Source organism: Ekhidna sp. (genome assembly GCF_965247405.1).
In the GTDB taxonomy this organism is placed as follows: Bacteria; Bacteroidota; Bacteroidia; order Cytophagales; family Cyclobacteriaceae; genus Ekhidna.
On sequence record NZ_OZ252014.1, the window covers coordinates 3,168,605 to 3,192,845 of the forward strand.

Here is a 24,241-nt window from a genome sequence, read left to right on the forward strand (position 1 = left end):
TTTTTGATCTGGATTTTTCCATTGATTCTTTTCCTTCTTTCCAGGCATACCATGCATTCCCAAGACTGCCAACTGCATCACACTACTCATCTTTGAGAATAGCAGCCGGATTCGTTCGCGCTGTTTTCGATGAAATATATCCTGACGTGAGCAGCACAATCAGTATCATGGCCAATGCGGATATTACAAACATGATAACAGGAATATCTGTCTGATAGGCAAAATCCCTAAGCCACCATTTTGAAAGTATAAATGCCCCAGGCAGACCTATGCAGATGGCAATTAAAAGTAGATAAAGGAAGCCTTGCAATAATTGCCAAAGCATCTCAGGATAAGATGCACCTAATACTTTTCGAACTGCGATCTCTTTGGATTTCTTGTGTGCATTGTATGAAGCCACTCCGAACACTCCAGATATGGTAAGAAAGATTGTCATCAGGCAAAAGATTCCGACGATCACTTGCAGTTTGTTCTCTGATTGATAGAGCTCCTCAAATCGCGAGTCCAGAAATTCAACCTCCAGATCAGGCAGGTTTGGATATAATTCATCACTAATGTCACCGATTCCGGACAAGACTTCATTTACCGATTGAGGGTTGAATTGGATAGACAGATAGCCGTAGGCATCTCTTGGTAATTTTGCCATGGTCAACGGCTCAATGGAAGTATGGAGAGACCGAAAATTGAAATCTTTAACTACTCCAACGACCCTGCCCGTGTCTTCCCAAACTAATTGCTCACCGATGGGATCTCTATCCGGAAAAACAAGAGCGGCCATGGATTCATTGATAACAAACTCGGTTTCATTTCTCGTAGAAGTAAAGTTTTCTCCAGTGCTAATCTCCATATTGTAGGTATCGATAAAGTTTTCATCAACAATCAATATCCTACTGGCGCTACTTTCAGTATCACCAGGTTTATTCACACCCTCCATCATGATACGATATCCCGGAACTGAACTACTGATGCTATGATGGTTAACACCCGGGAGCCCCTCGATCATTTCTCCGAGTGTTTCTATTTTTTGTCTGATAGAATAATTGAGTTTAAGTAGTAGAATCTGGTCTTTCTCAAACCCTAGATGCTTGTTCCTCAGGTAGTCCATTTGGTTCGATACGACCACAGAACCAATGATGAGAATCAGGGATAAACTAAACTGGAGGATTACTAATGTTTTTCGGGTTAGACCTACTCTGCTGAACCGTGGTGAGGCCTTTTCTGATGAATTTAATATTTCTACAGGTCTGAATTTGGATAACAATACGGCCGGATAGAGTCCACTCAATAGTTGCAATCCCAGTATGATGAGGAGTAGTACAAGTGCAATTTTTGGATTAACAATGAAATTGAGCGAAATCTGTTTGCCCGTAAAGTTTTGAATGGATGGCTCTACAAGAATGAGCAGTAACAAACTACCCAGTCCGGCCAAAATCAATAGGACCATATTCTCTGATAAAAACTGGGTGATTAGACTGCCTCTGCTTGCTCCTACTGTCTTTCTCAAACCAACTTCTTTTGAGCGATCCAGACCCTTTATGATGGTGATGTTAATGAAGTTGATACACGAAATGATGAGCACGAACGTCCCAATGGAAAGCAAAATGTAGATCGTGTAGACATTGCCATGATCAGCTACGTCTTTTTCCTGATCAGTGTACAGATGAATCTTGTGTATAGGCGTGAGCACGGCCTTAAATTTTTCCTTACGCTCCTCACTCACGTTGTACCTGTCAAAAAATTCTTCCTTTATTAGATGCTCAATTCTGTCAAAGTCAGGATTATCGGCAGTCTCGAGATAGGTGTATACAAAGTAATTTCGCCAGCTTCTCTGATATTCCTCGTCTCCGTATGCATAGATGGATCGAAGAAAATCAAACTGTAAATGCGATTGATCCGGGACATCTTTGATGACTCCTGTGACGATACTGACATCATCTCCATCCACCAGCAGTTGCATTCGTTTACCCATCGGGTCTTCATTACCGAAATACTTCTTAGCCATGCTCTCGGTGATCACGATTGAAGCGGGATCCTTTAATGCCGTCTTTGGGTTACCCTGGATCATTTCATAAGAAAACATATTAAACACTGAGGAATCTGCGTAGAAAACGTTTCGCTCATAAAACTTTTTATCCTCATGACTGATCCAGGTGTTTCGTTCTGGGATAAACCGTGCTACTCGCTTGACATCTGGGATATTTTCCTGAATAAATGGACCTAATCCAAGTGGACCGGCGGCCCATGCTTTGTCACCACCCGTGTGCTGACCCATGCGATAGATATTATCCGAGTTGGTATGAAACTGATCATAATTGAGTTCATAATCCGCATAGATCAATGCCAGCATAAACACACCGATACCTATCATAAGGTTCGAAAATCGAATAGAAGCAGATATTTTGTCCTTTTTAAGATTTCGGAAGGTGATTTTAATGATGCTTTTCATAGATAAGTATTGAGGGTGTTGGATAATATTTTGAAATGTTTTTGACCGTTCGAAAGAGAAATAGCGAATGACATTAATCAGGTATTTGAAGTTTCGGAAAGGTGTTTGATTTGATTGCGCATACCACTCATGCAGATCCCCCTGCACCTCTTCCAGATAGTATTCCGAGCAATACCATTCGAGGATTCGATCCATCCATCTTGGCGGTGTTTTGATGGGCTTTTGCATGCTATGACTGGCTAAATTCAAAAGTGAGGGCTGGTACCTTATCCCACAATTGGGTTCTAAGTTGCTTGGCTTCATTCATCGCTGCATATCCGGAAGCTGTAATTTTGTAGAGCCTTCTTCTCCGTCCACCTCTTTCGTTGGTAGCACCGCCCATAAATGACTTAAGAAACCCTTTCTTCTCCAACCTTACCAGTACCGTATGAACGGCACTTAGTGTCAGTTTTCTTCCGGTATTTTCTTCCACTTCACTTACGATGGATACCGTGTATGCTTCTCCTAAAATGGCTGTTGTGATTAAAGTGAGCTCTTCTAATTCTCCCAGGTGTTGTCCTTTCATTGGATATTAGTGTTATAAATGTAAGACTAATACGAAGTGAAGTGAGAAAAGGTTTGAATAGCATGGGAGTGAATAGGAAAAACTTAGATTATTCCTGACTGATCAGTTTAATCTCTTTAAAGTCATTGTGTCTCATCCGATAGGCATTCATTGCTGTTTTCCCCAGCTTGTTGGTAAGCTTATGATTTACCAATGCGCCGGCAATGGCACCTACTCCGGGAATAAGCTGTAAGAGTTTAGCCAGGTCGATGTAATCGCGATACTCCAATTGAAACGTTCGCCAGTCAAAAGCATTCATGTCATCAGGGAGTTTCTCTTTGGTGATGGTCCAGTTTTCCATCTTTTCAAAGATCATATTTCGGTGTTGCTGGCTGGAGAATGTCAGCTGAAAGATGTAGAGGATATAAACTCGTTCCTTATAATCCCGGGTGTCATACCCATAGCGAGAAGCAATCTCAAATAGCATTTTCATTTTCAGGGTAAGCCAAAGAGGGAAGTCGGCCAGACTAAGCAGAAAGCCACCAAACCCAGTCGCTGCTCCTTCCACAGCAGCGGAGGAGGAGTAGAAATTGATCCGCTCTTTTACTTTCGATTCTATTTCTTCCAGAGATGGAACTTCTCTTCGCTTTTTGGTTGTAAATCCCGAACCAAAGATTACTGCACGTGTGATTTCCTTTATTGCTTTAGTGATGGCCCGATGCACCTTTTCCGGGATGATTTGATTGATCTTTTTCTGGACTTTCTTCGTCGTTTTATTAAAGAAAGAAGGCTTTCGGCGCATGACGTGTTTCCATTGTTTAAGCTCGGTATCAACAAGCTGATAATATGTTGAGTTTTTATTCGCCATTCTCAAATAAAATAATAAATCGAGTGACATAGGGCTGTCACTCCTTTTTTTCTATTTGTGCTATAAAGTGATAATTATGACGCAAACAACCTCTTATTGTGGCGTTTTTACACCTTAAAAATCACGAAATTGCAACTCAACTTTGACGTATGGAAAATGATAATGTAATGGCTGAAGCCCCAGCACCAAAAAGATCTCTTTGGAAAGCCCTGAATGAAGCTATCCGCGGTACGGATGCAGACTACACCAAGATTGATTTGAAAAAAGCCATCTTTTTATTAGCGGTTCCCATGATATTGGAGTTGGTTATGGAGTCCACTTTTGCGGTGGTGGATATCTATTTTGTTGGGAAACTCGGCTCATCGGCAGTTGCAACTGTCGGGCTTACGGAAACCTACCTGTTTATATTGTATTCTATAGCCATGGGACTGGCTATGGCTGTAACTGCCATCATCGCTCGAAGAATCGGCGAGAAAAATAAAGAGGAGGCAGGAAAATCGGCGGTTCAAGCAATCTTCCTATCCATCATCATCTCGCTTCCTTTTGCCATTGCGGGTATATTCTTTGCCAAAGATTTGCTCACACTCATGGGAGCAGATCAGTGGGCCATTGAAAACGGCCATGGCTACACCCAATGGATGCTGGGAGCCAATGGCATCATTATTTTACTCTTTGTGATCAACGCGATTTTTAGAGGTGCGGGAGATGCTGCCATTGCCATGCGTGTGCTTTGGATTGCCAATGGCCTGAACATCATACTTGATCCCTTATTCATTTTTGGGTGGGGACCAATACCTGCCATGGGAATTGAGGGAGCGGCGATAGCGACTACCACCGGAAGGGGTATTGCAGTGGCTATTCAGCTCTGGACTCTTTTCAAGGGAGGAAAGCACATTCGTGTGTTGACTGCACAGATCATGTGGGATGCCAAGGTGATCATAAATATCGTCAAAACCTCTCTTGGAGGTGTTGGACAGATGATAGTAGCGATGACCTCCTGGATATTTTTGATGCGAATACTGGCTGATGTGGGGAGCGAGGCAGTGGCAGGATCTACGATCGCACTGAGAGTTATGCTATTTACACTCATGCCTGCCTGGGGGCTTTCGAACGCTGCAGCCACTTTAGTCGGACAAAATCTCGGAGCGGGTAATCCTGAACGAGCCGAGTCTTCGGTATGGAAAATTGGATTCTATAATATGATCTTTCTTGTGGGTGTTTCATTTGTTTACTTCTTTTTCAACGAGCAGCTTATGGGCATTTTCACGGCTGACCAGCGAGTGATTGAGATAGGAGGAGAGTGGTTACAAATTTTATCTTATTCCTACTTCGTTTATGGTTGGTGGATGGTTTCTGTCCAGGCGTTCAATGGTTCGGGTGATACTCAAACTCCAACAAAAATCAACCTGGTCTTTTTCTGGTTGATTCAGATTCCATTGGCATATTTGCTCGCATTGGAATGGGAGTGGGCACACTCCGGTGTATTCTGGGCGGTATTTTTCTCAGAAACAGCAGTTGGGTTATTTACTCTGTGGCTCTTTAAACGTGGCAAATGGAAGACCGTAGAGGTTTGATGCATGGATATCGCTGAATACAATAAGACTCAATCAGAGCATGATCGACAGATTTGTGATCGTCTGATGAGTCTGATCAATAAGCATCTCCCTGCGACGGAAAGCAAGATTTGGCATGGGCATCCGGTGTGGTTTCTTGATGAAAATCCAACGGTGGGATATAGTAAATTAAAAGACTGTGTTCGATTAATGTTTTGGAGCGGGGTGAGCTTTGAAGAACCTGATTTAAAGCCAGGAACGGGGAAATTTAAGGACGCCTCTATACGATTTACTTCTGTTGATCAAATCAGAGATGCAGACCTGAAGCGATGGCTTGAAAAGTCAAGAGTAATTCAATGGGACTATAAAAATATAGTTAAGAAGAAGGGTCGGTTGGATAGGCTTAAATTTTAAAAAAAGCAGGATGGTGACAAATAAACAATTTAGAGAGTTGGCCTTGTTTTTTCCTAATACCGAGGAAAATCCGCACTTTGACAGGCGGGCATTCAAGGTATCTAATAAGCGAAATTTTGCGACACTTCATGAACTTTCTCAAACTGTCAATATGAAACTGCCAATTATCGAGCAATCGGTTTTTTGCGACTATGGAGACGCCATCTATCCTGTTCCAAACAAGTGGGGCTTACAAGGTTGGACCACCTTTGAACTAAAAAAGGTTCCCAAAGGTCTGATTTTGGATGCACTGGAAATCGCTTATCAGGGTGTGTTGAAACCGAAAAAGTAAAGATCCATAATCAGGTATTGGATAGGTTATTGATATCGTGAATAATTTCATCCAGTTTGGCAACTGTTTCTTCTAAATGATTGAAGATTTTAGCGTTAAATTCTGTTTTAAAGCTTTCTTCCTTCATAAGAGACATTAATCCTATAATGTTAGCGACCGGGGCTCTCAATTCATGCGAGTTTTTGTATGATATCTTACGTATTACTTCCAGCTTCTCGTTGAGTTTGTTTTCAAGGGCTACCACATCTGAAACATCCTGTACGATAGTCGTAAATTTCACAGGTGAGTTTTCATCATCACGATCAAAAACAATATCTCGAATTAGAAGAGTCAGGTATTTTCCACCTGATTTTTTGACTCTGAGAGTACATTCAATAATCTCTCCAACATCACTTTCCATCAACTTACTGATCGCTTCCCGCGATTTTTGCTTGTCATCAGGATGGACAATGGACTCAAAGTAGTTTTTACTATGTTTTTTTAGTTCCTCTTTACTATATCCAAGGATTTTCTCTGCATGACCACTGGAATAGATAATTTCATCTTTCACCATATCCATTGCACCAACAGCCACCGGGGAAGCTCTATGCAATGATTTTATGAATGAGAAATTCAATCCCATCGATGATACTTACCTGTTTTCAATTTTCAACTTACCAACAATCGGTAGTTTTATTTGAGAAGGATATTCAGCAGAATGATGAATCGTATTGTTCGCAACTATGCCTTCAGTTTCATCATAGTTATTACCCCCGGTGTTGAGATTTCTCATGAAACGCGGAAAATTACTGCTTGCCACTTCGATTCGTATCCTATGCCCTTCGGCAAAATAGTTGCTGGTGGAAAGTGGGGTAAGATCAATCTTATAAACTTCCCCCTCTTGCATAAATACTTCTTTGTCATACCCTTCGCGATACCTTGCTCGCTGGATCGTCTCGTCCAGATTATAGGCTGTTCCATCCGGATGCACATCGATCAATTTGATGGTGAAATCTGTATCCTTTACATCGGAAGAAACATATAGTGACATTTCAATGAATCCGGAAACCTCAATCCCTTCAGTTAGAGGTTCTGATGTATATACCAAAATGTCATTTCGTGTTTCCATTTCTCGCTGATCACGTGCTCCGGCTTCAATGGCATTGCCTGTGCAGCATACATTTCCCCCATACGAATACACAGGATTATGCGGGTCATAGGTGTAATTGTCTTGGTTTGGTTCTGATGGAGGGTTTAATGTCAACTTACCATCACCAAATAAACTATTCGCATTTCCATCACTATCCAGATAGAAGGAAGTCAATGTTGCTTCTTTCGGAGGCCAGGTATCTGAGGTTTTCCATTCATTTTTTCCCATTAGATAGTACTGTACACGAGGGAGGTCATCCAAAAAATCACTCTTCCCATCCTCTTTTAGCCAGTGATCAAACCAACCGTAGATCATTTCATCATAGTTGTTGCGTGCATCGCCCACACTCATCTCTCCAACCATAGTATTTTCCGTTGCTCTGAAATAACCACAATGTAGTGTAGGTGCAATCACCAAATATTGATTGTCAGCCACAGCTTTGTCAGGATGATTTCTCATGTGATTGAAAAGCGCAAGATTGGGGCTTACCGACACATCATACCAGGAAACAAACCAAAAGCTGGGCTTGTTGATCTGCATATTGTCATGGTAAAGTCCACCCTCAAACCACGCTGGGTCATTTGGTTTTCTACGGATCATGTCATCAAAAATCTCGCGTTTTCCACCCATGTTGACGAGCATATCCTGTACTGGTAAATGTGACATTGCAGCCAGCATATCGTCAATTTGAGGATTTTCAGGAGCTAAATCATAAAATCTTGATATCCTAATCAGGTCTTCCTGAGTGGCTCCTGCGGGAATGCGTGGTTTGAACTTGTCGTGCTCCACACTGTACAGCCAGGAAGCAAACAGCATCTGAAAAGCACCACCTCGGTACCAGTTTCCTTGTTCATAGTAGTCTCCAACTGTCCCAACTCCAGCTCCGTATCCCATGGGCACCATGGCCGCATGTGAAGGATGATCCAGTGCAGCAACAGCCATTTGCCATTCAGCGGTAGATGAGCAACCCAGTGTTCCAATCTTACCATTGCTCCATTCCTGTTCTGCCATCCAGGAGAAAGCATCATATCCGTCCGTCAAAGGAACTCCTAAAATATCCCACTCACCTTCTGAAAAGTACCTGCCTCGTTCATTCTGAACCACATACGCATATCCTTTTTCTACTGCATTCAAAGCTCGTTCATACGTTCGGGTACGTTCTTCGCCATCACCCCAGCTGTTAAAGTTGTAGGGAGTCCTGGAGAAAATAATAGGTACTTTTTCATCTGTTTTAGGCCGATAGATATCGGTTGCCAGACGGACTCCATCGCGCATGGGCATCATAATTTTCTGATCAATTATGGCGATTTCTTCGAGCTTCTCACGGGCAGATTGCCCAAACAGAAATCCAACGAAGGTGATGAAGAAAATGGAGGTTAAAGTGTGTTTCATGATGTGATTGAATTATGAACTTTAAGTTAGTAATTTCTTGACTAGTACTCCCTGTGAGATTACACGAATGGGTTTTAGTTTTTGTATCTTGATAGGAAAAACATGTTATGAAGAAGTTTTTAGTGGCAACTACTTTGATATTTATCTTATCTAATACACTCCATGCCCAAGACAAGTATCTGGACAAAGTCCAAACATTAGATTCTACTATTGAGACATTATATGTGGTGATCTCAGGTGAGGCAGGAGAAAAAAGAAACTGGGAGCTATTCAACTATTTATTTACCGCAGATGCACGGCTTATTCCATCTGGCCCAAATGAGTCTGGTGTAATAAGTTATCGTGTAATGAGTCCGGATCAATACGTCGAAACATCCGGTGTGTGGCTGGAGAAAAATGGCTTTTTTGAAAAGGAGATTTATCGGGTTACCGAGAAATTTGGATCTGTTGTACATGTTTTCAGCACCTATGAGTCTTACAGAAGTGAATCTGATAAGGAACCGTTCACACGTGGTATCAACAGTATCCAACTAATGAAAGATAAAAACCGTTGGTGGGTGGTCAACATCTATTGGACTGGAGAAAGGGAAGACAATCCGATTCCTGAAAAGTATTTGCCTGAAAATTGATCATTGATGCTTCTTACGAAAGGCAGATGGTGTCTTCCCTGTCTCTTTCCTAAATGCCGTATTAAATACCGATTTTGAATTGAAGCCTGCGTGGTGCATGATCTGCTCGATATTTCTTTGCTCTTTTGAGTTTTCTAATAATTGAATGCTTTCTTCAATTCTAAATGAAGTCAGGTATTGATTGAAATTTTTATTCAGCACCCTGTTCATGTATTGAGTGAGATCCGAGGGTTGGATATCAATCGTTTCTGATAGTTTGGGAAGGGTCAAATCAGAATTGCGGTAAAGCTTTTCTTCCTCCATGGTCTTTTTCAACTTCTTTTCAATGATTTGAATGAGACTGTCTGGTAGCGAGTATGATAATGAATTGCTTCGAAGGAGTTTTGGGTTCGCAATCACCTGAACCAGAAAATAGGTGATTCCAAAAGTAAAGGCCACCTCTGAAAGAACGAAGATTGTCCATGAGGCAGGTTCGGAAATGATTGAGAACTGCTCATGCAATACCACCTCAGCAAGCCACAAAATATTCCATAGGGTCATGGATGTTGTAAGTGTTCTGGCGGTTGAAATTTTCTGAGTTCTAATGATCAGATAAATCAATGTTCCAGTAAAAATCAATCTGACAAGTATGAAGATGGATAGCAGACTTGAATCAAAAGAAAAAACCAGCCACAGATTAAGAGGTGCTATTAAAACAGCTGGAAGGAAGTAATGTAGCTCTTTGCCATTTCTTACCTTGTCAGGATTATTTAAATGAGATAGAAACAAAGCATAAGCAGCCAGCATGCCCAGCTCCACGGTGGCCATGAATAAACGATACACATCCAGTAGTTCTCGGGTTAGTAGCGTTTCAATCCACTCAGTGTAATTAATCACTCCATACAAGTCCTCCAAGCATTTGAAAACAAGGAAGACTGACAGCCAGGAAAGCAACGGAGAAGGTTGATTGTATTTGACTTTGAGGTAAATCAGAAAAAGCGCCGCAATGAATAATTGCAGTATTTCTGTAAAACTTTTGAGCCAGTAGAAGTCAATCATGTATGATCAGCAAATTCGTTCGGAATTAATTATTCGAACTTATTTTTCCTTATAAAACCAGATGTTTGGTAAAAATAAATCTTATGCCAATGTATTTGAATCACCTGTCTCAACTACTCACTCGACATAAACTGGGTGTTGTGTTTGCAGCTATTCTAACTGTAGTACTCCTTGTTCTGGGAAACTATTATGAGACTTTACCTAAAACGTTAACCTATCTGTTGACGATTGGAGGTTGTTTTCTTATTTCCGAGTTTTTCTTCTATTCAGGAAAAATGAATTTAGACAAGCGACGAATTGACCATGCCAAAACAGAGCTGTTGGTGATTGTGGTCTGCCAGGTCATTGTGGTATTCATGCTTTTTTATTGGTTTGTATTGTCAGATCCTCAAGATCTGGGAAAGCCGGTTAAAATCGCTGTTATGATTGTTAGACTACTGTTTGCCTTTCCTGTTTTCTTCCTTATCTACTTTGTAGGGATCAAGAGATACACATTCAGGCAATTGGGTTTTCACTTTAGGTATTGGTATATCGCACTTCCGCTGATTGTTTTGATTGGAGGGGTGAGCTATCTCGTGTTTCCTGATGGTTTGCAATTTCAGGATGTGCTCAAAGAAAACGGTTATCTGGCTTTTGTGACGCTTGGTTTCATCACGGCAGCCATCCCGGAGGAATTTACCCGAAACTTACTACAAACTCGCCTTGCCAAAGTGTTGAACAGTCAAAGCATCGGTTGGATCATTGCCTCTCTATTTTGGGCACTGACTCATATTCCTAGTTTTGGGAGTCAGAATGGTGACTTTGCAGGGGCTGCCGCAAGTGCCTTAGGCATCCTTCCGATTGGCTTACTATGGGGTTATTTAAATGAACGTTATAAATCCATTATTCCATCGATTTTGATTCATGGAACAAACCTATGGGGCTTACAGAACATCTTTTAATCTCATCGATCACTTGTGATAATGAAAGCTTCAAAATATGTATCTTTAATGACATGGAATTAGCCTTCGTTGACGCTTTTGGATGTTTTGTTATCGCCTTAGGGATCACGTATGTCCGGGTAAATCCAAGTCTTTGTACATGCAAAACACCTATTAATTCAAAGAAAAAATGACCAAACACCGCATCTATACCATGAGTGTAGCGGGAGTGTATCCGCATTACATTAACAAAGCAGAGAAAAAGGGTCGCACGAAAGAAGATGTGGATACCATCATTGAATGGCTGACAGGATATGATCAGCAAGGACTTCAATCTGTACTGGATAACAAAACCAACTTCGAAGATTTCTTCTCACAAGCTCCTAAATTGAATCCAAATCGCAAGCTCATCAAAGGAGTGGTCTGTGGTATTCGGGTGGAGGAGATCGAAGAGCCACTTATGCAGGAAGTTCGCTACCTGGATAAGCTCATCGACGAACTAGCAAGAGGGAAGAAGATGGAGAGTATTTTGAGAAAAGAATAATGGCTACTTGAGTAATTTCTCAATAGCGTTGATGTGCTTTCTAAATGCCTCTTTTCCCTCATTGGTGGCAAAATATTTTGTGTTTGGTTTTCTTAAAATGAACTCCTTCTTAAATGTTATATATTGACTTTTTTCCAGTGTTTTCAAATGACTAGCAAGATTACCGTCAGTTACTCCGATTAATTCTTTTAGGGAATTGAAATCTATGGAATCATTTACATATAAAGCAGACATTATACTTAGTCTGACCCTATTTTCAAACGCCTTATCTAAGTCTTTCAAGATTTCCTTCACGCCCGATATTTAAATTGCATAATTATGCCATAAATGATGTGGAGCAACCCAAACCCAAGTCCCCAAACAATAAGTGAATAGTCGATAAATATTGCCGCTATGAGTCCAAGCAATATTTCAATAAAGCCCAAATTCTTTAACTCTTCATAAGTGTATCTACTGGCATTGATTAAGCCGAGTCCATAAAATAATAAAGTAAGTGAGGGTGTTAGTTCAAGCGAACCTTTTACACCTAGTATCAGGCACAGTGATCCTCCGGTTACTAATGGGATCATCAAATTTGTCAACAACATTTTTGTGTGTATATCCCATACTTTCACACCCTTTTTTCGTGACTCCCTCACAGTAAAATAAGCTGCTGCTCCCAATGCCAATAGCAAAGTTGAACATGCAAGTATTAGCACCCTTTCAAATATTCCATTTGGAGTATTATTATGAGTAAAATATTGATCCAATGAAAGGTGAAAAAGTAGATAGAGTCCTATTAATGCAGTGAAGCCGGCAGATACACCAGATAATCCACTTAATGAAATAAGTCTGGATGATCGCTTCATGATGTCCTTGATTTCGGCTATATCCTGGATATATTTTTCTTTCATTAAAGGTTTATTTTGGTTTTCAACTTATCATCGCGCTGCTTGCTTGAATAGCATAGCTGAAACAAAGAACAGTGCGGCAAAAAATGCGCTCAACAAAAAAACACCAAATACCCCTGGAGCCCAGGAAGTTGCAGGAGGTGGCCAGACTATAAGGGCAATACATGGAATCAGCATTTGGACTATAGTTGTTAAGGTCAACACTTTAGACATTCCAGCCGCTTTAAATTTAACTATAATGGCACCAGCCACCCCGATAACCAATACCAAACCATATAATAAATTAGCTTTCTGATTTTCACTCCCTATAATGCCCACGGCTCCATTAACCCAGAATAGAAGGAATGCTCCCATAAGACCAATAATAAACGCTGACCGGTATACTATTTTGTCAGACCTTCTGGCAATAAGCTCATATGCAAACCCGATGACAAGAAGGGCAGTCCCCATGATCAAAAAATCAAAGAAGTCCCAGTTGATCTCACTGGTAAATTGCATGGCTATTAAAGGGATAAATAAAAGGGTTCCGATTAATACCAACATGGTTTTAATTCTCTTATTCATGATTATTTTATTAAAAGTACTTTGAAATACAAAGTAAATATACATATATTTATCTTTGAGATGAGATTTGTTAACCTGCAATTCATCCAAAGCTATTATTGATTCTCTTTCATCTGAAAGCAACCATTTTCCTCAAGCTGTCATCAAGAGGTAAAAAAATCTACCCATGCACACAATCGATCAACAAAAAACCGCCGTAACCTGGCTCAGAATCATTTATCCGCTTTGGGCTGTACTTGGGATGTTTAGCCTTATGTATGTGCCGTCAGTCTTAATTGACCTCAGCGATGCACAGCTTACGGCAAGTAACATTTCTGCCAACCAATCATTGTTTCGATTGGGTATAGCGGGAAGTCTGGTTACCCAGCTTATTGGGTTAGCTGCTGTATATTATTTATACAAGCTCTTCTACAATGATCATAAGGAAGGCGTCATTCTTTTGGCTGTTTTTACCTTTCTCGGCATGCCTATTTCTATGGCAAGCTCAGGAGGTCACTTAATGGTGCTGGAGTCTTTAAATGATCCGGTGCAGGTGATTGCGATCTTGAAGCAAAGTGGTAAGGTGTTAATGATCTCTACGATTTTCTGGGGGCTGTGGCTGTTTCCACTTGGAGCAATCATCATCAAGTCGCCATTGTTCCCAAAGGTTATAGGGTGGTTGGTTATTCTAGCTGGAGTGGGCTACACCGTAGCGGCTTTTGCTTATTTCCTAGGCATAGAGGGAGTGGCGGTAGATGCTTTAGAGTACCTAACATTTGGAGAAGTGATCTGGATGCTTTGGGTGTTGATCATGGGAGCGCGATGGAAGGCTATGGAGGCGTGACACAGCGTCAAGGATAATAGCAATGTGATCTGAGCGTTAAGATCAAAGAATCTAGCCTGCTATGAAAGCTTTTGTATTTGCTTTCTATATCACTTTAATCAATTCGCTCTTTGCACAAGATGATGGAACGCAGTATGCTGATGTTTTGGTAGATGCCAAATATGTGAAGTGGGACTCCACCTATGACCGTTTTTACGGATCAAACTCTCTTCATTTTGGTCTGCCTAAATACATGGATCCTAGGGCAGTCTTAGGGAATAATCCATATTACGTCACCATCCCAAAGGGAAGTCATATCATCGTTGGCTTTACGGACAACCTCATTTTTGATCATCCCAATCAGCCGGATCTTTTTCTTGATGAAAAGGATAATGCCGGAGATATGGCAGCTGTTTATGTAAGCAGTGACGGTATTGAGTATACCTACCTGGGTAAGGCCAGCGGTGGAAAAACGAATGCCATGGACTTGAAGGATATCAACTTTCAAGGGATATTAAGGTACGTGGCTATTGAGGGATTAGACACCAAGGGATCTTCTCCGGGATTTGATTTGATCCGGGTCTATGGATTGCCGGGTTCCAGCATTGGTAAATATGTAGAGGAAGATTCGCTGGGTACCTACCTTGAAAAACCCAATTCTCATGGCCGAAGGCTTTTATTAAAACCGGTTCATTTCGATTTTAATAAGTATGACTTGCTCACTGAGGGAGTTGAATACCTCAACAAACTGGCCAGGTATTTGAAGCATTTCCCTGATACCAAATTGCTTATCGTTGGACATACAGATAACGTGGGGACAGAGGAGTTTAATAAGGAGCTTTCCCTGAAACGAGCTAAAAGCGTATGTGACTTCTTAATAGCGCATGGATTTGATGCCTCTCATCTCCAATTTAAAGGCATGGGTGATACCGAGCCCTTGTTTAGCAATAGAACAGAAAAGGGAAGAAGTCGAAATCGGCGGGTGGAGCTGGTTAAGCTGGATTCAAATTGAGTGAAGGCAGAGGACTCTGCGCTAACGAATTCACAATCCCATCACTTAATTAGCTAACTTGGATCGTCATGGGTGAGCTACTCGACAAACAACACAAGTTTTACCTCCGAAATGAAAAGGAGCTCATTGAAAAGTATAAGGGTCAATTCATCGTGATCCATGATGAGAAAGTGATCGATTCTTTCGGCTCTGAAAGGGACGCGTACATCTTCTCTGTGAAACAATTTCCCATAGGTACGTTCTTAATACGTGAGGTTTTAGATAAACCTGCATCTAAAATTTAAATGCTATCCATCACCAATTCCATAACGATAGACAAGCCACTGCAGGAAGTCTTCGCTTTCGTAAGTGACCCTTGCAACAATCCAAAATGGAATTATTATGTCCAAAAGGTGGAGAAGATCAATGAGTCGGAAGGGATAGGTGCAGAGTATTTACAGACCCGCAAAAGAGACAAGCAGAAGTTTGGAATCCTGGTTTTTAAGGCCAATGAAAGGGTAGTTATTCAAAGCCTGCCTCATGAGCGACTGTATGTCAGGCGGGATATGAGATTTGAAGGAAATGCTAATCAAACCACAATCATGGATCAAATTGACTTCAAGATACCACTACCTCAGTTCCTTTCCGGTTTGGTGTTACGGGCACCCAAAAATGGAGTAAAACAGAATTTGGAAAAGCTGAAACAGCTTTTGGAAACAGGCTCTGCGGTTTTGCAAGATGGGATGAAGGTATCCTATGAGTAACGTTGATTCATTGAGTGATCATCCCAATATTATATGTTCCAGGCTGTTAGCACTTATCACCACCAGCCATTCTGCAGGTTCTAAACAGGAAATAATTTCCTGATCAATATCCCCACGTCGGCGCATTTGTTCCACTTGTCGAAAAAGAGATGGATGAATAGTACCACAATTAGAATCTTTTAGAGAATCTTTTGTTTATTTGAAATAGTAGTCACTCCTAATAAATAACTCTAGTAAATGTTGCGATAGTTTATTTAACTGATAATTATTTCAGTTTTATATAATACTCTTGCAATATTATTTTTAACAAAACGGATTAGTTATAGGAGGATATTGAAATTGTATAGAAGATACCAGCTAGTTTTCATACTTTTTTTAATAAATCATCTGAATGTATTTGGCATTTCTTCGAATGACCTATTCAATGATTTTACCACACCTTCAATTGTATTGGTTGAAGTCCCCACTAATGCCACCTATACCAATGGTGCTACGTTAGAGTTTGATATTACTTTTGATGAACCGGTAAATATCACTGGAAGTCCACAATTGGGCCTGACCATAGGTAGTAGTACAGTATTTGCAACATATTCAGGTGGTTCGGGCTCCTCGATCATTTCATTTGACTATGTAGTTCAATCGGGGGATTTTGATCAAAATGGAATTGAAATCACATCACTTACGCTCAATGGAGGAAGTATTCAGGATTTAAGTGGTGATGATGCGGATCTAACGCTAAATAATATTGAAGATACAAGTGGGGTATTGGTTGATGCTGTGATCCCGGTTGTCACGTCAGTAAACGTGCCTGCGGATGCTACTTATACTGTGGGCGAAGATCTGGATTTTGTGGTGAATTATGATGATGTTGTTTTTGTTTCGGCATCTCCGCAGCTTATCCTGACCATAGGGTCTTCAAGCGTAGCTGCTACTTACACTGGAGGTTCCTTTGCATCCAGTCTCACATTCACATATACTGTCCAATCCGGGGACCTGGATACTGATGGAATAGAGGTGACATCAATAGCTTTAAATGGATCTACCATCAAAGATCAGGTTGGTAACAACGCAGACCTTACGCTTAATAACGTGGATAATACTGGTGCTGTGTTGGTAGACGGAACTGGCCCGGAGGTACTATCTGTAGCTGTACCGGCTGACGATACTTATATCATAGGAGAAGAGTTAGATTTTATTGTGACATTTAATGAGGCTGTTACTTTGACTGGATCGCCACAACTTGTGATAGCTTTTGAGTCTGGGACGGTGGCAGCCAATTATGTTAGTGGTTCTGGTGGTTCTTCTTTGACATTTACTTATACGGTGCTTTCTGGTGATGAGGATTCAAATGGGATTACTGTCAATTCGCTTTCGTTAAATGGTGGTACCATAGAAGACGGCTTGGGAAACTCGGCCAATCTCACTCTAAACAATATCGCAGATGCAAGTGGAGTATTGGTAGATGGAATCATTCCTACGGTCATTTTAACAGAAGTTCCTCCTGATGGTACTTATGGGCCAGGATCTGATTTAGATTTTACCGTCCAGTTCGATGAAATCGTTGATGTTACTGGGTCACCAGAATTATCTTTCATTATCGGGTCTACTTTAGTAAAGGCCACATTTACAGGAGGATCAGGGACAGATGTTCTTTCTTTTTCATACACCGTTCAGGCGGGCGACACGGATTCTGATGGGATCTCGATACAATCACTCTCGTTAAATGGTGGAACAATCCAGGATAGTGGAGGAAACGATGCAGACCTAACACTGAACAATATAGAAGACGCAAGTGCGGTATTGGTAGATAGTGCTTTCCCACACATCACCTCAGTGTCAGTACCATCTGATGGAATCTATGGGATGGGAGAGGTATTAAATTTTGTAGTCAATTTTAATGAGTCGGTTGACGTATCCGGACTTCCTCAACTTTCATTTGTAATTGGATCAACCACTGTGACTGCAGATTTTTCAAGTGGGTCAGGTTCATCAGCTATTACGTTTTCTTATACTGTTCAACCCGGAGAATTGGACACTGATGGGATAGTGATTAATCCACTTTCGTTAAATGGGGGCAGTATTCAGGACTCGGGAGGCAATGACGCAGATTTAACATTGAATAATGTGGCGGATGCCAGCGGTGTATTAGTCGATGGTATAGCTCCTATAACTACTTCCGTTGATGTTCCCGCAGATGGGACATACTCCTCAGGTGATCTTTTGGAATTTGAAGTTAATTTCAATGAAATAGTAAACGTCTCTGGCAACCCTCAGCTTTCATTAACCATTGGATCAACGGGTGTTGTCGCTAGTTATGTTGATGGTACAGGGACATCAAAACTTGTATTTAGATATACCGTGCAGCCGGGAGACGAAGATGTAGATGGGATAACTGTTGGACTGCTATCACTAAATGGGGGTACAATAGAGGATGTTGCTGGCAATGATGCGGATTTGACATTGAATAATGTTGCAGATGCGAGTGGTGTCTTGGTGGATGCTATTCAGCCGGTAGTTACCTCAGTCACAGTTCCATCAGCAGCTACATACACCATTGGGGAAGTTCTTACTTTCGATGTTGCTTTTGATGAAAATGTAAACGTTACAGGAGCTCCTCAACTAATGTTTACAATTGGGTCTACGGTTGTTGCTGCTACCTTTCTGGAGGGATCAGGTACATCTACACTCAGATTTACCTACACGATACAGGCAGGGGATATGGATACGGATGGAATTGCCATCAATTCCCTGACGCTAAATGGTGGCACTATAAGAGATTCTCTTGGCAATGATGCGGACTTAACACTGAATAATGTTGGAGATGCAAGTGGTGTGTTGGTGGATGGGGAAGTGCCGTTTGTGACTTCAGTGGATGTACCAATAGATGATACTTATATAGAAGGAGAAAGTCTTGATTTTGTAGTTAATTTCAGTGAAGCAGTGGATGTTTCCGGTTCCCCGGAATTATTAATCACCATAGGATCAACGACTGTTGGAGCATCCCTTACCGGAGGTACTGGTACAGCATCTTTAAGTTTTTCTTACATCGTCCAGTCAGGTGAAATTGATATGGATGGAATAGCTGTGGTGTCTCTCTCCCTGAATGGTGGAACTATTCAGGACTTAGCTGGAAACGATGCAGATCTTACGCTGAATAATACTGCAGATGCAAGTAATGTTCTGGTTGATGCAGCTGTTCCTCAAGTGACCATTACCTCTACTTCAAGTGACCCAACAAATGACAATCCTATTCCTATTCAGGTAACTTTTACAGAAGATGTAACAGGCTTTATCAGTTCGGATTTAGATATTGTGGGTGGAACAATCAGTAATTTCTCCGGAACTGGTGCGATATATACTTTTGATCTGACCCCATCAGCTGAAGGAATACTGACCATAGATATTGATGCTGATGTAGCTTTTGATGTAGCTGGAAATGGAAATTTAGCTGCAACACAGTTTAGCATTGAAAGCGACCAGACTGCACCGAATGGATATGCGGTATCAATAGATTTAGGAGGGGAACTGGCAATTAACTCCATAAATCAAACTTCGATTACTTTTTCTATAACAGGAGGGGAAGTAGGTGCTACATTAAATTATGAATTTGAGGCATTTGATGGAACGCTGATCAGTGGAACGGAAGTGGTCATCGCTTCAAATCAGACTTACGATAATGCGGGTGCCGGATATGATTTATCCTCCCTTCCCGATGGAGAGGTTACACTTACCATCACCCTCACAGACCCTGCAGGTAATGAAGGGGCTGAGGTGACCGATACAGAAATTAAAGACACGGAAGAACCAACAGGGTTTTCATTGGCGTGGGATGACCTCATAATCAATGCAATCGAGGCAAGTTCTACAAGTTTTACCATTAACAATGCAGAAGAAAAAGCCATCCTGTCCTATTCAATTTCGAGCTCAGGTGGAGGATCTATAGGGCCATTTTTCAGTACAATGGATGTCAGCAATGCACAGACCATTACAGTAGATGTGAGTGTCTTGAACGATGGCCTGCTGACCATTACAGGTCAACTTACCGATACTGTAAACAATTCAGCCACCGTAGTTTCAGATGAAGATGCTTTGCTGGATACAACAGATCCAAACTTCATCAGCGTGGTTGATCTTGGGGATGGTAATTACAGAGCTGGAGAAACCATCACTATACAGGCCGATTTAGGTGAGACAGGATTGACCGTAACTGCTGATCTAGGTGTGTTGGATAATAACTTTAGCTCAATGTCTTCATTCGTTGATCAGGGTGATGGCACTTACCTATTTACTACCAGCGAATTGGATCTTACCAACGAAATGTTTGAGGGTGTAATATTCATCACTGTCACAGCCACAGATATGGCTGGTAACACCTCATCCAATAGTGATCATTCATTGCTGTTGGACAAAACAGCACCTGGGGGCTATTCGGTAGTTCTGGATGACCTGGAATATACGCAAAGTAATGAGCAAGCGCTTTCATTTACTTTATCCGATGCAGAAGCAGGAACCACATATGAATACGAAATTTCCTCAGACGGTGGGGCCGCTGTTATTACAGGATCCGGCGATGTGTTAAGTATCACACAGCAAGTGATGGGAATCGACATAAGCGGCTTAGAGGATGGCGATTTGTTGCTTAGTGTTAGCCTATCTGACCTGGCAGGTAATGTAGGAGCGGAGGCAACCTATAATCTGAGTATTAAAAATTCTGAACCACCGATAATAACATCCGGGCAAGAGCTAGAAGTGGATGAAAATGAGACAAATGGATTTCTTGTTGGAAGCGTTGAGGCGACAGATGAGCTTTCGTCTACCTTGACAGACTGGACAATCACAGCTGGAAATGATGATGGCGTTTTTGCGATAGGCTCGACTACAGGCCAGATTACAGTCATGGACAATACTGCCCTTGATTTTGAGACTACTCAAAGTTTTAATCTAACCATTACCGTTAGTGATGGTTTGAATACCTCTGAAGAAGAAATTGTGGTCATAAATGTGAATGACCTCAATGATAACATTCCGTTAGTCACACCCTCACAAGTACTTAGCATTCCCAATGCTAATGTAGGAACATCAATAGGGTTTATAGAAGCTACTGACTTAGATGCCTCAACCACCTTTACAGACTGGACTATCGTGAGTGGAGACGGACAAAATGTATTTAGTCTCGATGATTCTACCGGTGAGCTTACATTGAGCAATTCTGATGATTTGGAAGGCCCATATTCATTGGTAGTCACAGTGAGCGATGGAGTAAACACTAGTGCAGAGGAGACCGTGACTGTTGGGTTGGGAGATGTGATTGCTCCGGCTGGATACACCGTAAATATTCTAAATGAAGCCATCAATACACTGAATCAGACAGACCTTCAATTTGAGATCTTGAATGTAGAGGAGGTTGGGTCGTATTCGTATGAGGTAACCAACGGCAATTCTGTTTTAGGAACCGGGCTTATAGACAATCCAGCCAGTATTGTTGTGAGAGACGTTGACGTCAGTGAGCTAGATGATGGCGTACTCACGCTTTCAGTAAAAGTAACAGATGCATCTGGAAATGAGGGTGAGGCGGTGACAGATGAGGTTATAAAGAATTCCCTGCAAGAGATCCCGCAAGGATTTAATCCGAACCGTGAGACATGGGTAATTCCAGGGATCGAAAAATACCCGGATAACAAGGTAGTAATCTTTAATCGATTTGGAACTAAGATATGGGAGGTAGAAGGTTACAATAATCGAGATAGGGTGTGGGATGGTATGTCCAATGCCTCTCGTTCTTTTGGGAGTGGGGGAGCACCCGATGGAACCTACTTCTATGTGATTGAATTTTCCGGTGATCCCATTCCACCAAAAAATGGGTTTGTTATTATTAAAAGGTGAGCAATGAGATATAAGTATACATTAACCGTTTTTATACTCCTTTTTGCTGCCTTTTCTACCGTGGCTCAGCAGCAAATTAACTTTTCCCAATACATGTTTAATTTGTCCACGATCAATCCGGGATACATCGGAAAGCACGAAGCTTTGAGTGTCACTGCGGTATCCAGGTGGCAATGGACAGGGATCGAAGGAGCACCTAAAACGCAGGCACTTATTTTTCATTCTCCCATCACAGTACCCAATGCCGCATTGGGGTTTCAATTTGTTAGAGACGAGATAGGAGTAACTTCTAATTCCGATGTAATTTTTGGAGGGAGTTATGAAATAAAATTAGGAAGTGGCTATTTAAGTATGGGTCTGCAGGGAGGCCTTCAAATCTTAAGTAATAATTTACAAGATGCATATGTTTTACAATCAAGTCAGAATGATTTTGCTGAAGGTTTTACGCGTCTTGTTCCAACCGTAGGATACGGTTTTTACTACTATACACATGACTTTTATGCTGGAATCTCCTCACCTTTTGCTTTGCAAAATTCAATAGAAGTAGATGGTGTAGTCCAATACACTCAAAGACAGCACTACTATGGAACTGTGGGTGCCAACCTGAGGGTTTCTCCAGAGGTCAAGATTGTACCAAATGTTTTAGTTAGAGCCGTGGAAGGGGCACCATTAACAGTGGATTACAACGTCTATTTTACCTATGAGGAATTGATCGAAGCGGGTCTTTCCTATCGTCCACCTGAGTCAGTCAGTTTATTATTTCAGATAAGGATTCACCCAAACCTTCGGTTTGGCTATGCATATGATTACGTTATCAATTCCACGCTGGGCAGGGTCACAAACTCTACCCACGAAATTTCAATTAATTACAGGTTAAAACTAATTCTTGAGAAGTTTCATTAAAGTAGGTTGTTACCCAGCCATTAATATCATGTGATGCTTTTGGTCTTCGTTCCCGCTGATGGAACTATTTCTGCTTTAGAAGCGTACATTTACTAAAGATTATCAGGAAAGGTGAAGGGACTGGGCCCAATGCAGCCTTTGCAACCCGATCGCCAGCGTGCGATGACTGGTGCTAAATCCCAGCCTGCAGCGACAGGACAGATAATCCGAGATGCCATCTTCATTGATGGTTTTTTATGCCCCTCTATTAGTCCTCACGGTATAATTGTTAAATTGGAAATATTACACCTTAACATTAAAAAATGATTGCACGTATTTGGTATGGACGCACGAAGGCCAAGGACTTTGATGACTACACCAAATTCATGAAGGAAAAAGCTGTTCCTGATTATCAAAGTACACCTGGGTTTGTAAAGCTCAGTTTCCTGAGAAGACTAGTAGAAGAGGAGGCACACTTTACCTTGATCACTTATTGGGAAAATCTGGAAGTCATTAAAAACTTTGCTGGGGAAGATTATGAGAAAGCCAAATACTATCCGGAAGACAATGATTACTTACTTGAGTTTGAAGAGAAAGTTGTTCACCATGACGTGTTTGCCGAGCTTTCTTAACTGTATCCTCCTTTTGAAAAGGAGGTAAAGGGTCCTAACTTGATATAAAACATTTCCTATGTACGTATTCTTTCCTGACTAAGCTTTGGCTTAATGGAATGGATGATGTTTATGTGATCTTCCATCTGTAGCAGAAAAACTGAATAAGTATTTCAGGGATCCGGTAATATTTCACGTTCTGAAGGATGTGTCATTAGAAATAAAACGCGGGGAGTTTGTATCCATCATGGGAAAGTCCGGTTGCGGAAAGTCAACGTTGCTTTACATTTTGTCTACCATGGATACTGACTATGAAGGCAATCTGTACTTAAACAACCGCCTATTAAATGGGCAGTCAGGCGATGAGCTGGCGCGTATAAGAAATGAACATATCGGTTTCATCTTCCAATTTCACTACCTCCTTCCAGAGTTTACTGTCCTGCAAAACGTCATGCTTCCAGCATTAAAACTGGGTATACAATCACGGGATGAAATAGAAGCTGATGCACTGGAAAAACTGAGGCTATTAAATATTGCAGATCAGGCACATAAGTTGGCATCTCGAATTTCCGGCGGACAAAAACGACGAGTGTCCATTGCACGTGCACTCATCAACGATCCGGATATCATTATGGCGGACGAACCAACAGGAAATCTGGACAGTAAAAATTCTGATAATGTATTTCAAATCCTTCGTGACCTGAGCCATCACGCTAACCTATCATTACTGGTGGTAACACATGATGAGGACTTTGCACAGCGAACAGATCGAGTCATTACCATGGAAGACGGCAGGATTGTTGAATGATTGTTAAGCAATTATTCAGTCAACAACATTTACAATAAAATAAAACCCAACACTGGTCTTCGCTAAGATCATATAGGGGCATCCCTGCGTCACAAATTTCCCATCCAAACACCTCCATTTTCTATTCCCCACATTCCCCCACCAAATCTCCTAAATCCCAAAAATCAAACATCAAATCCCAAAAAATTTTCAAAATGAGTGTCTGAAGTGGCTAATTCTTATAACTCGCTCATTCACA

Annotated in this window: 23 protein-coding genes and 1 riboswitch; of the genes, 14 read left to right on the forward strand and 9 right to left on the reverse strand. The window is 41.3% G+C overall.

What is annotated here, in order from left to right; all coding sequences use genetic code 11:
* Nucleotides 1-82: 82 nt before the first annotated feature.
* The 3 genes from ACP14Y_RS14675 to ACP14Y_RS14685 all read right to left on the reverse strand — a co-directional run bounded on the left by ACP14Y_RS14675 (nt 83) and on the right by ACP14Y_RS14685 (nt 3,858).
* Nucleotides 83-2,674, reverse strand: a complete 2,592-nt coding sequence (locus ACP14Y_RS14675; RefSeq protein ID WP_424963681.1) for an ABC transporter permease — start codon at nt 2,672-2,674, stop codon at nt 83-85.
* 1 nt (nt 2,675) lies between these two features.
* The gene (locus tag ACP14Y_RS14680; protein ID WP_349562655.1) at nt 2,676-3,011 is read right to left on the reverse strand and encodes a PadR family transcriptional regulator; all 336 of its coding nucleotides are present in this window, start codon (nt 3,009-3,011) and stop codon (nt 2,676-2,678) included.
* A gap of 88 nt (nt 3,012-3,099) precedes the next feature.
* The gene (locus ACP14Y_RS14685) at nt 3,100-3,858 is read right to left on the reverse strand and encodes an EcsC family protein (RefSeq protein WP_424963682.1); all 759 of its coding nucleotides are present in this window, start codon (nt 3,856-3,858) and stop codon (nt 3,100-3,102) included.
* A 149-nt stretch (nt 3,859-4,007) separates the two neighbouring features.
* On the opposite strand from ACP14Y_RS14685, the gene ACP14Y_RS14690 reads away from it, so the two are divergent.
* The 3 genes from ACP14Y_RS14690 to ACP14Y_RS14700 are packed head-to-tail and all read left to right on the forward strand — an operon-like array spanning nt 4,008 to nt 6,156.
* Nucleotides 4,008-5,432: an MATE family efflux transporter gene (locus tag ACP14Y_RS14690; protein ID WP_424963683.1), complete on the forward strand. Its 1,425-nt coding sequence runs from the start codon at nt 4,008-4,010 to the stop codon at nt 5,430-5,432.
* 3 nt (nt 5,433-5,435) lie between these two features.
* The gene (locus tag ACP14Y_RS14695) at nt 5,436-5,825 is read left to right on the forward strand and encodes a DUF1801 domain-containing protein (RefSeq protein WP_424963684.1); all 390 of its coding nucleotides are present in this window, start codon (nt 5,436-5,438) and stop codon (nt 5,823-5,825) included.
* 10 nt (nt 5,826-5,835) lie between these two features.
* Entirely contained in the window at nt 5,836-6,156 is a 321-nt protein-coding gene (locus ACP14Y_RS14700) for an MmcQ/YjbR family DNA-binding protein (protein WP_424963685.1), read from the forward strand.
* Nucleotides 6,157-6,166: 10 nt separating this feature from the next.
* Here ACP14Y_RS14700 and ACP14Y_RS14705 read toward each other — a convergent pair whose 3' ends face one another.
* Nucleotides 6,167-6,778 (reverse strand): PAS domain-containing protein, encoded by a 612-nt coding sequence (locus ACP14Y_RS14705; protein ID WP_424963686.1) that lies wholly within the window; start codon nt 6,776-6,778, stop codon nt 6,167-6,169.
* A 9-nt stretch (nt 6,779-6,787) separates the two neighbouring features.
* Nucleotides 6,788-8,677, reverse strand: coding sequence for a CocE/NonD family hydrolase (locus tag ACP14Y_RS14710; protein ID WP_424963687.1), 1,890 nt, complete (start codon nt 8,675-8,677; stop codon nt 6,788-6,790).
* Between the two features lie 107 nt (nt 8,678-8,784).
* Between ACP14Y_RS14710 and ACP14Y_RS14715 the strand changes: the two genes are divergently transcribed.
* Nucleotides 8,785-9,306, forward strand: a complete 522-nt coding sequence (locus ACP14Y_RS14715) for a hypothetical protein (RefSeq protein WP_424963688.1) — start codon at nt 8,785-8,787, stop codon at nt 9,304-9,306.
* Here ACP14Y_RS14715 and ACP14Y_RS14720 read toward each other — a convergent pair whose 3' ends face one another.
* Nucleotides 9,307-10,344 carry a helix-turn-helix domain-containing protein gene (locus ACP14Y_RS14720; RefSeq protein ID WP_424963689.1) on the reverse strand — a complete coding sequence of 346 codons (1,038 nt, stop codon included), beginning with the start codon at nt 10,342-10,344 and terminating at the stop codon, nt 9,307-9,309. It abuts the gene before it with no gap.
* Between the two features lie 89 nt (nt 10,345-10,433).
* Here ACP14Y_RS14720 and ACP14Y_RS14725 point away from each other — a divergent pair, with 89 nt between their 5' ends.
* The gene (locus ACP14Y_RS14725) at nt 10,434-11,285 is read left to right on the forward strand and encodes a CPBP family intramembrane glutamic endopeptidase (RefSeq protein WP_424963690.1); all 852 of its coding nucleotides are present in this window, start codon (nt 10,434-10,436) and stop codon (nt 11,283-11,285) included.
* Between the two features lie 169 nt (nt 11,286-11,454).
* Nucleotides 11,455-11,808, forward strand: coding sequence for a DUF2200 domain-containing protein (locus tag ACP14Y_RS14730; protein WP_424963691.1), 354 nt, complete (start codon nt 11,455-11,457; stop codon nt 11,806-11,808).
* 3 nt (nt 11,809-11,811) lie between these two features.
* Here the strand turns inward: ACP14Y_RS14730 and ACP14Y_RS14735 are convergent, their stop codons facing one another.
* From ACP14Y_RS14735 to ACP14Y_RS14745, 3 genes are read right to left on the reverse strand one after another with little or no spacing between them, the layout of a single operon-like run.
* Entirely contained in the window at nt 11,812-12,102 is a 291-nt protein-coding gene (locus ACP14Y_RS14735; protein ID WP_424963692.1) for a winged helix-turn-helix domain-containing protein, read from the reverse strand.
* Complete coding sequence (locus ACP14Y_RS14740; protein WP_424963693.1) at nt 12,099-12,701, reverse strand: hypothetical protein; 603 nt, start codon at nt 12,699-12,701, stop codon at nt 12,099-12,101. The genes ACP14Y_RS14735 and ACP14Y_RS14740 overlap by 4 nt, the downstream gene beginning before the upstream one ends.
* A 27-nt stretch (nt 12,702-12,728) precedes the next feature.
* Complete coding sequence (locus ACP14Y_RS14745; protein ID WP_424963694.1) at nt 12,729-13,385, reverse strand: hypothetical protein; 657 nt, start codon at nt 13,383-13,385, stop codon at nt 12,729-12,731.
* A gap of 43 nt (nt 13,386-13,428) precedes the next feature.
* Between ACP14Y_RS14745 and ACP14Y_RS14750 the strand changes: the two genes are divergently transcribed.
* From ACP14Y_RS14750 to ACP14Y_RS14785, 8 genes are all read left to right on the forward strand, one after another.
* Complete coding sequence (locus ACP14Y_RS14750; protein WP_424963695.1) at nt 13,429-14,085, forward strand: DUF4386 domain-containing protein; 657 nt, start codon at nt 13,429-13,431, stop codon at nt 14,083-14,085.
* Between the two features lie 61 nt (nt 14,086-14,146).
* Nucleotides 14,147-15,076: an OmpA family protein gene (locus ACP14Y_RS14755; RefSeq protein ID WP_424963696.1), complete on the forward strand. Its 930-nt coding sequence runs from the start codon at nt 14,147-14,149 to the stop codon at nt 15,074-15,076.
* 68 nt (nt 15,077-15,144) lie between these two features.
* Complete coding sequence (locus ACP14Y_RS14760; RefSeq protein ID WP_424963697.1) at nt 15,145-15,360, forward strand: hypothetical protein; 216 nt, start codon at nt 15,145-15,147, stop codon at nt 15,358-15,360.
* Nucleotides 15,361-15,819 carry an SRPBCC family protein gene (locus ACP14Y_RS14765; protein WP_424963698.1) on the forward strand — a complete coding sequence of 153 codons (459 nt, stop codon included), beginning with the start codon at nt 15,361-15,363 and terminating at the stop codon, nt 15,817-15,819.
* Nucleotides 15,820-16,152: 333 nt separating this feature from the next.
* The gene (locus ACP14Y_RS14770; protein WP_424963699.1) at nt 16,153-21,702 is read left to right on the forward strand and encodes a gliding motility-associated C-terminal domain-containing protein; all 5,550 of its coding nucleotides are present in this window, start codon (nt 16,153-16,155) and stop codon (nt 21,700-21,702) included.
* A gap of 3 nt (nt 21,703-21,705) precedes the next feature.
* A complete protein-coding gene (locus ACP14Y_RS14775) occupies nt 21,706-22,605 on the forward strand; it encodes a PorP/SprF family type IX secretion system membrane protein (RefSeq protein WP_424963700.1) in 900 nt (299 codons plus the stop codon).
* 96 nt (nt 22,606-22,701) lie between these two features.
* Nucleotides 22,702-22,813, forward strand: a riboswitch (SAM riboswitch).
* 94 nt (nt 22,814-22,907) lie between these two features.
* On the forward strand, nt 22,908-23,216 hold the full coding sequence (locus ACP14Y_RS14780; RefSeq protein ID WP_424963701.1) for an antibiotic biosynthesis monooxygenase: 309 nt from the start codon (nt 22,908-22,910) through the stop codon (nt 23,214-23,216).
* A gap of 187 nt (nt 23,217-23,403) precedes the next feature.
* Nucleotides 23,404-24,003 carry an ABC transporter ATP-binding protein gene (locus ACP14Y_RS14785; RefSeq protein ID WP_424963702.1) on the forward strand — a complete coding sequence of 200 codons (600 nt, stop codon included), beginning with the start codon at nt 23,404-23,406 and terminating at the stop codon, nt 24,001-24,003.
* The last annotated feature ends 238 nt before the right edge of the window (nt 24,004-24,241 follow it).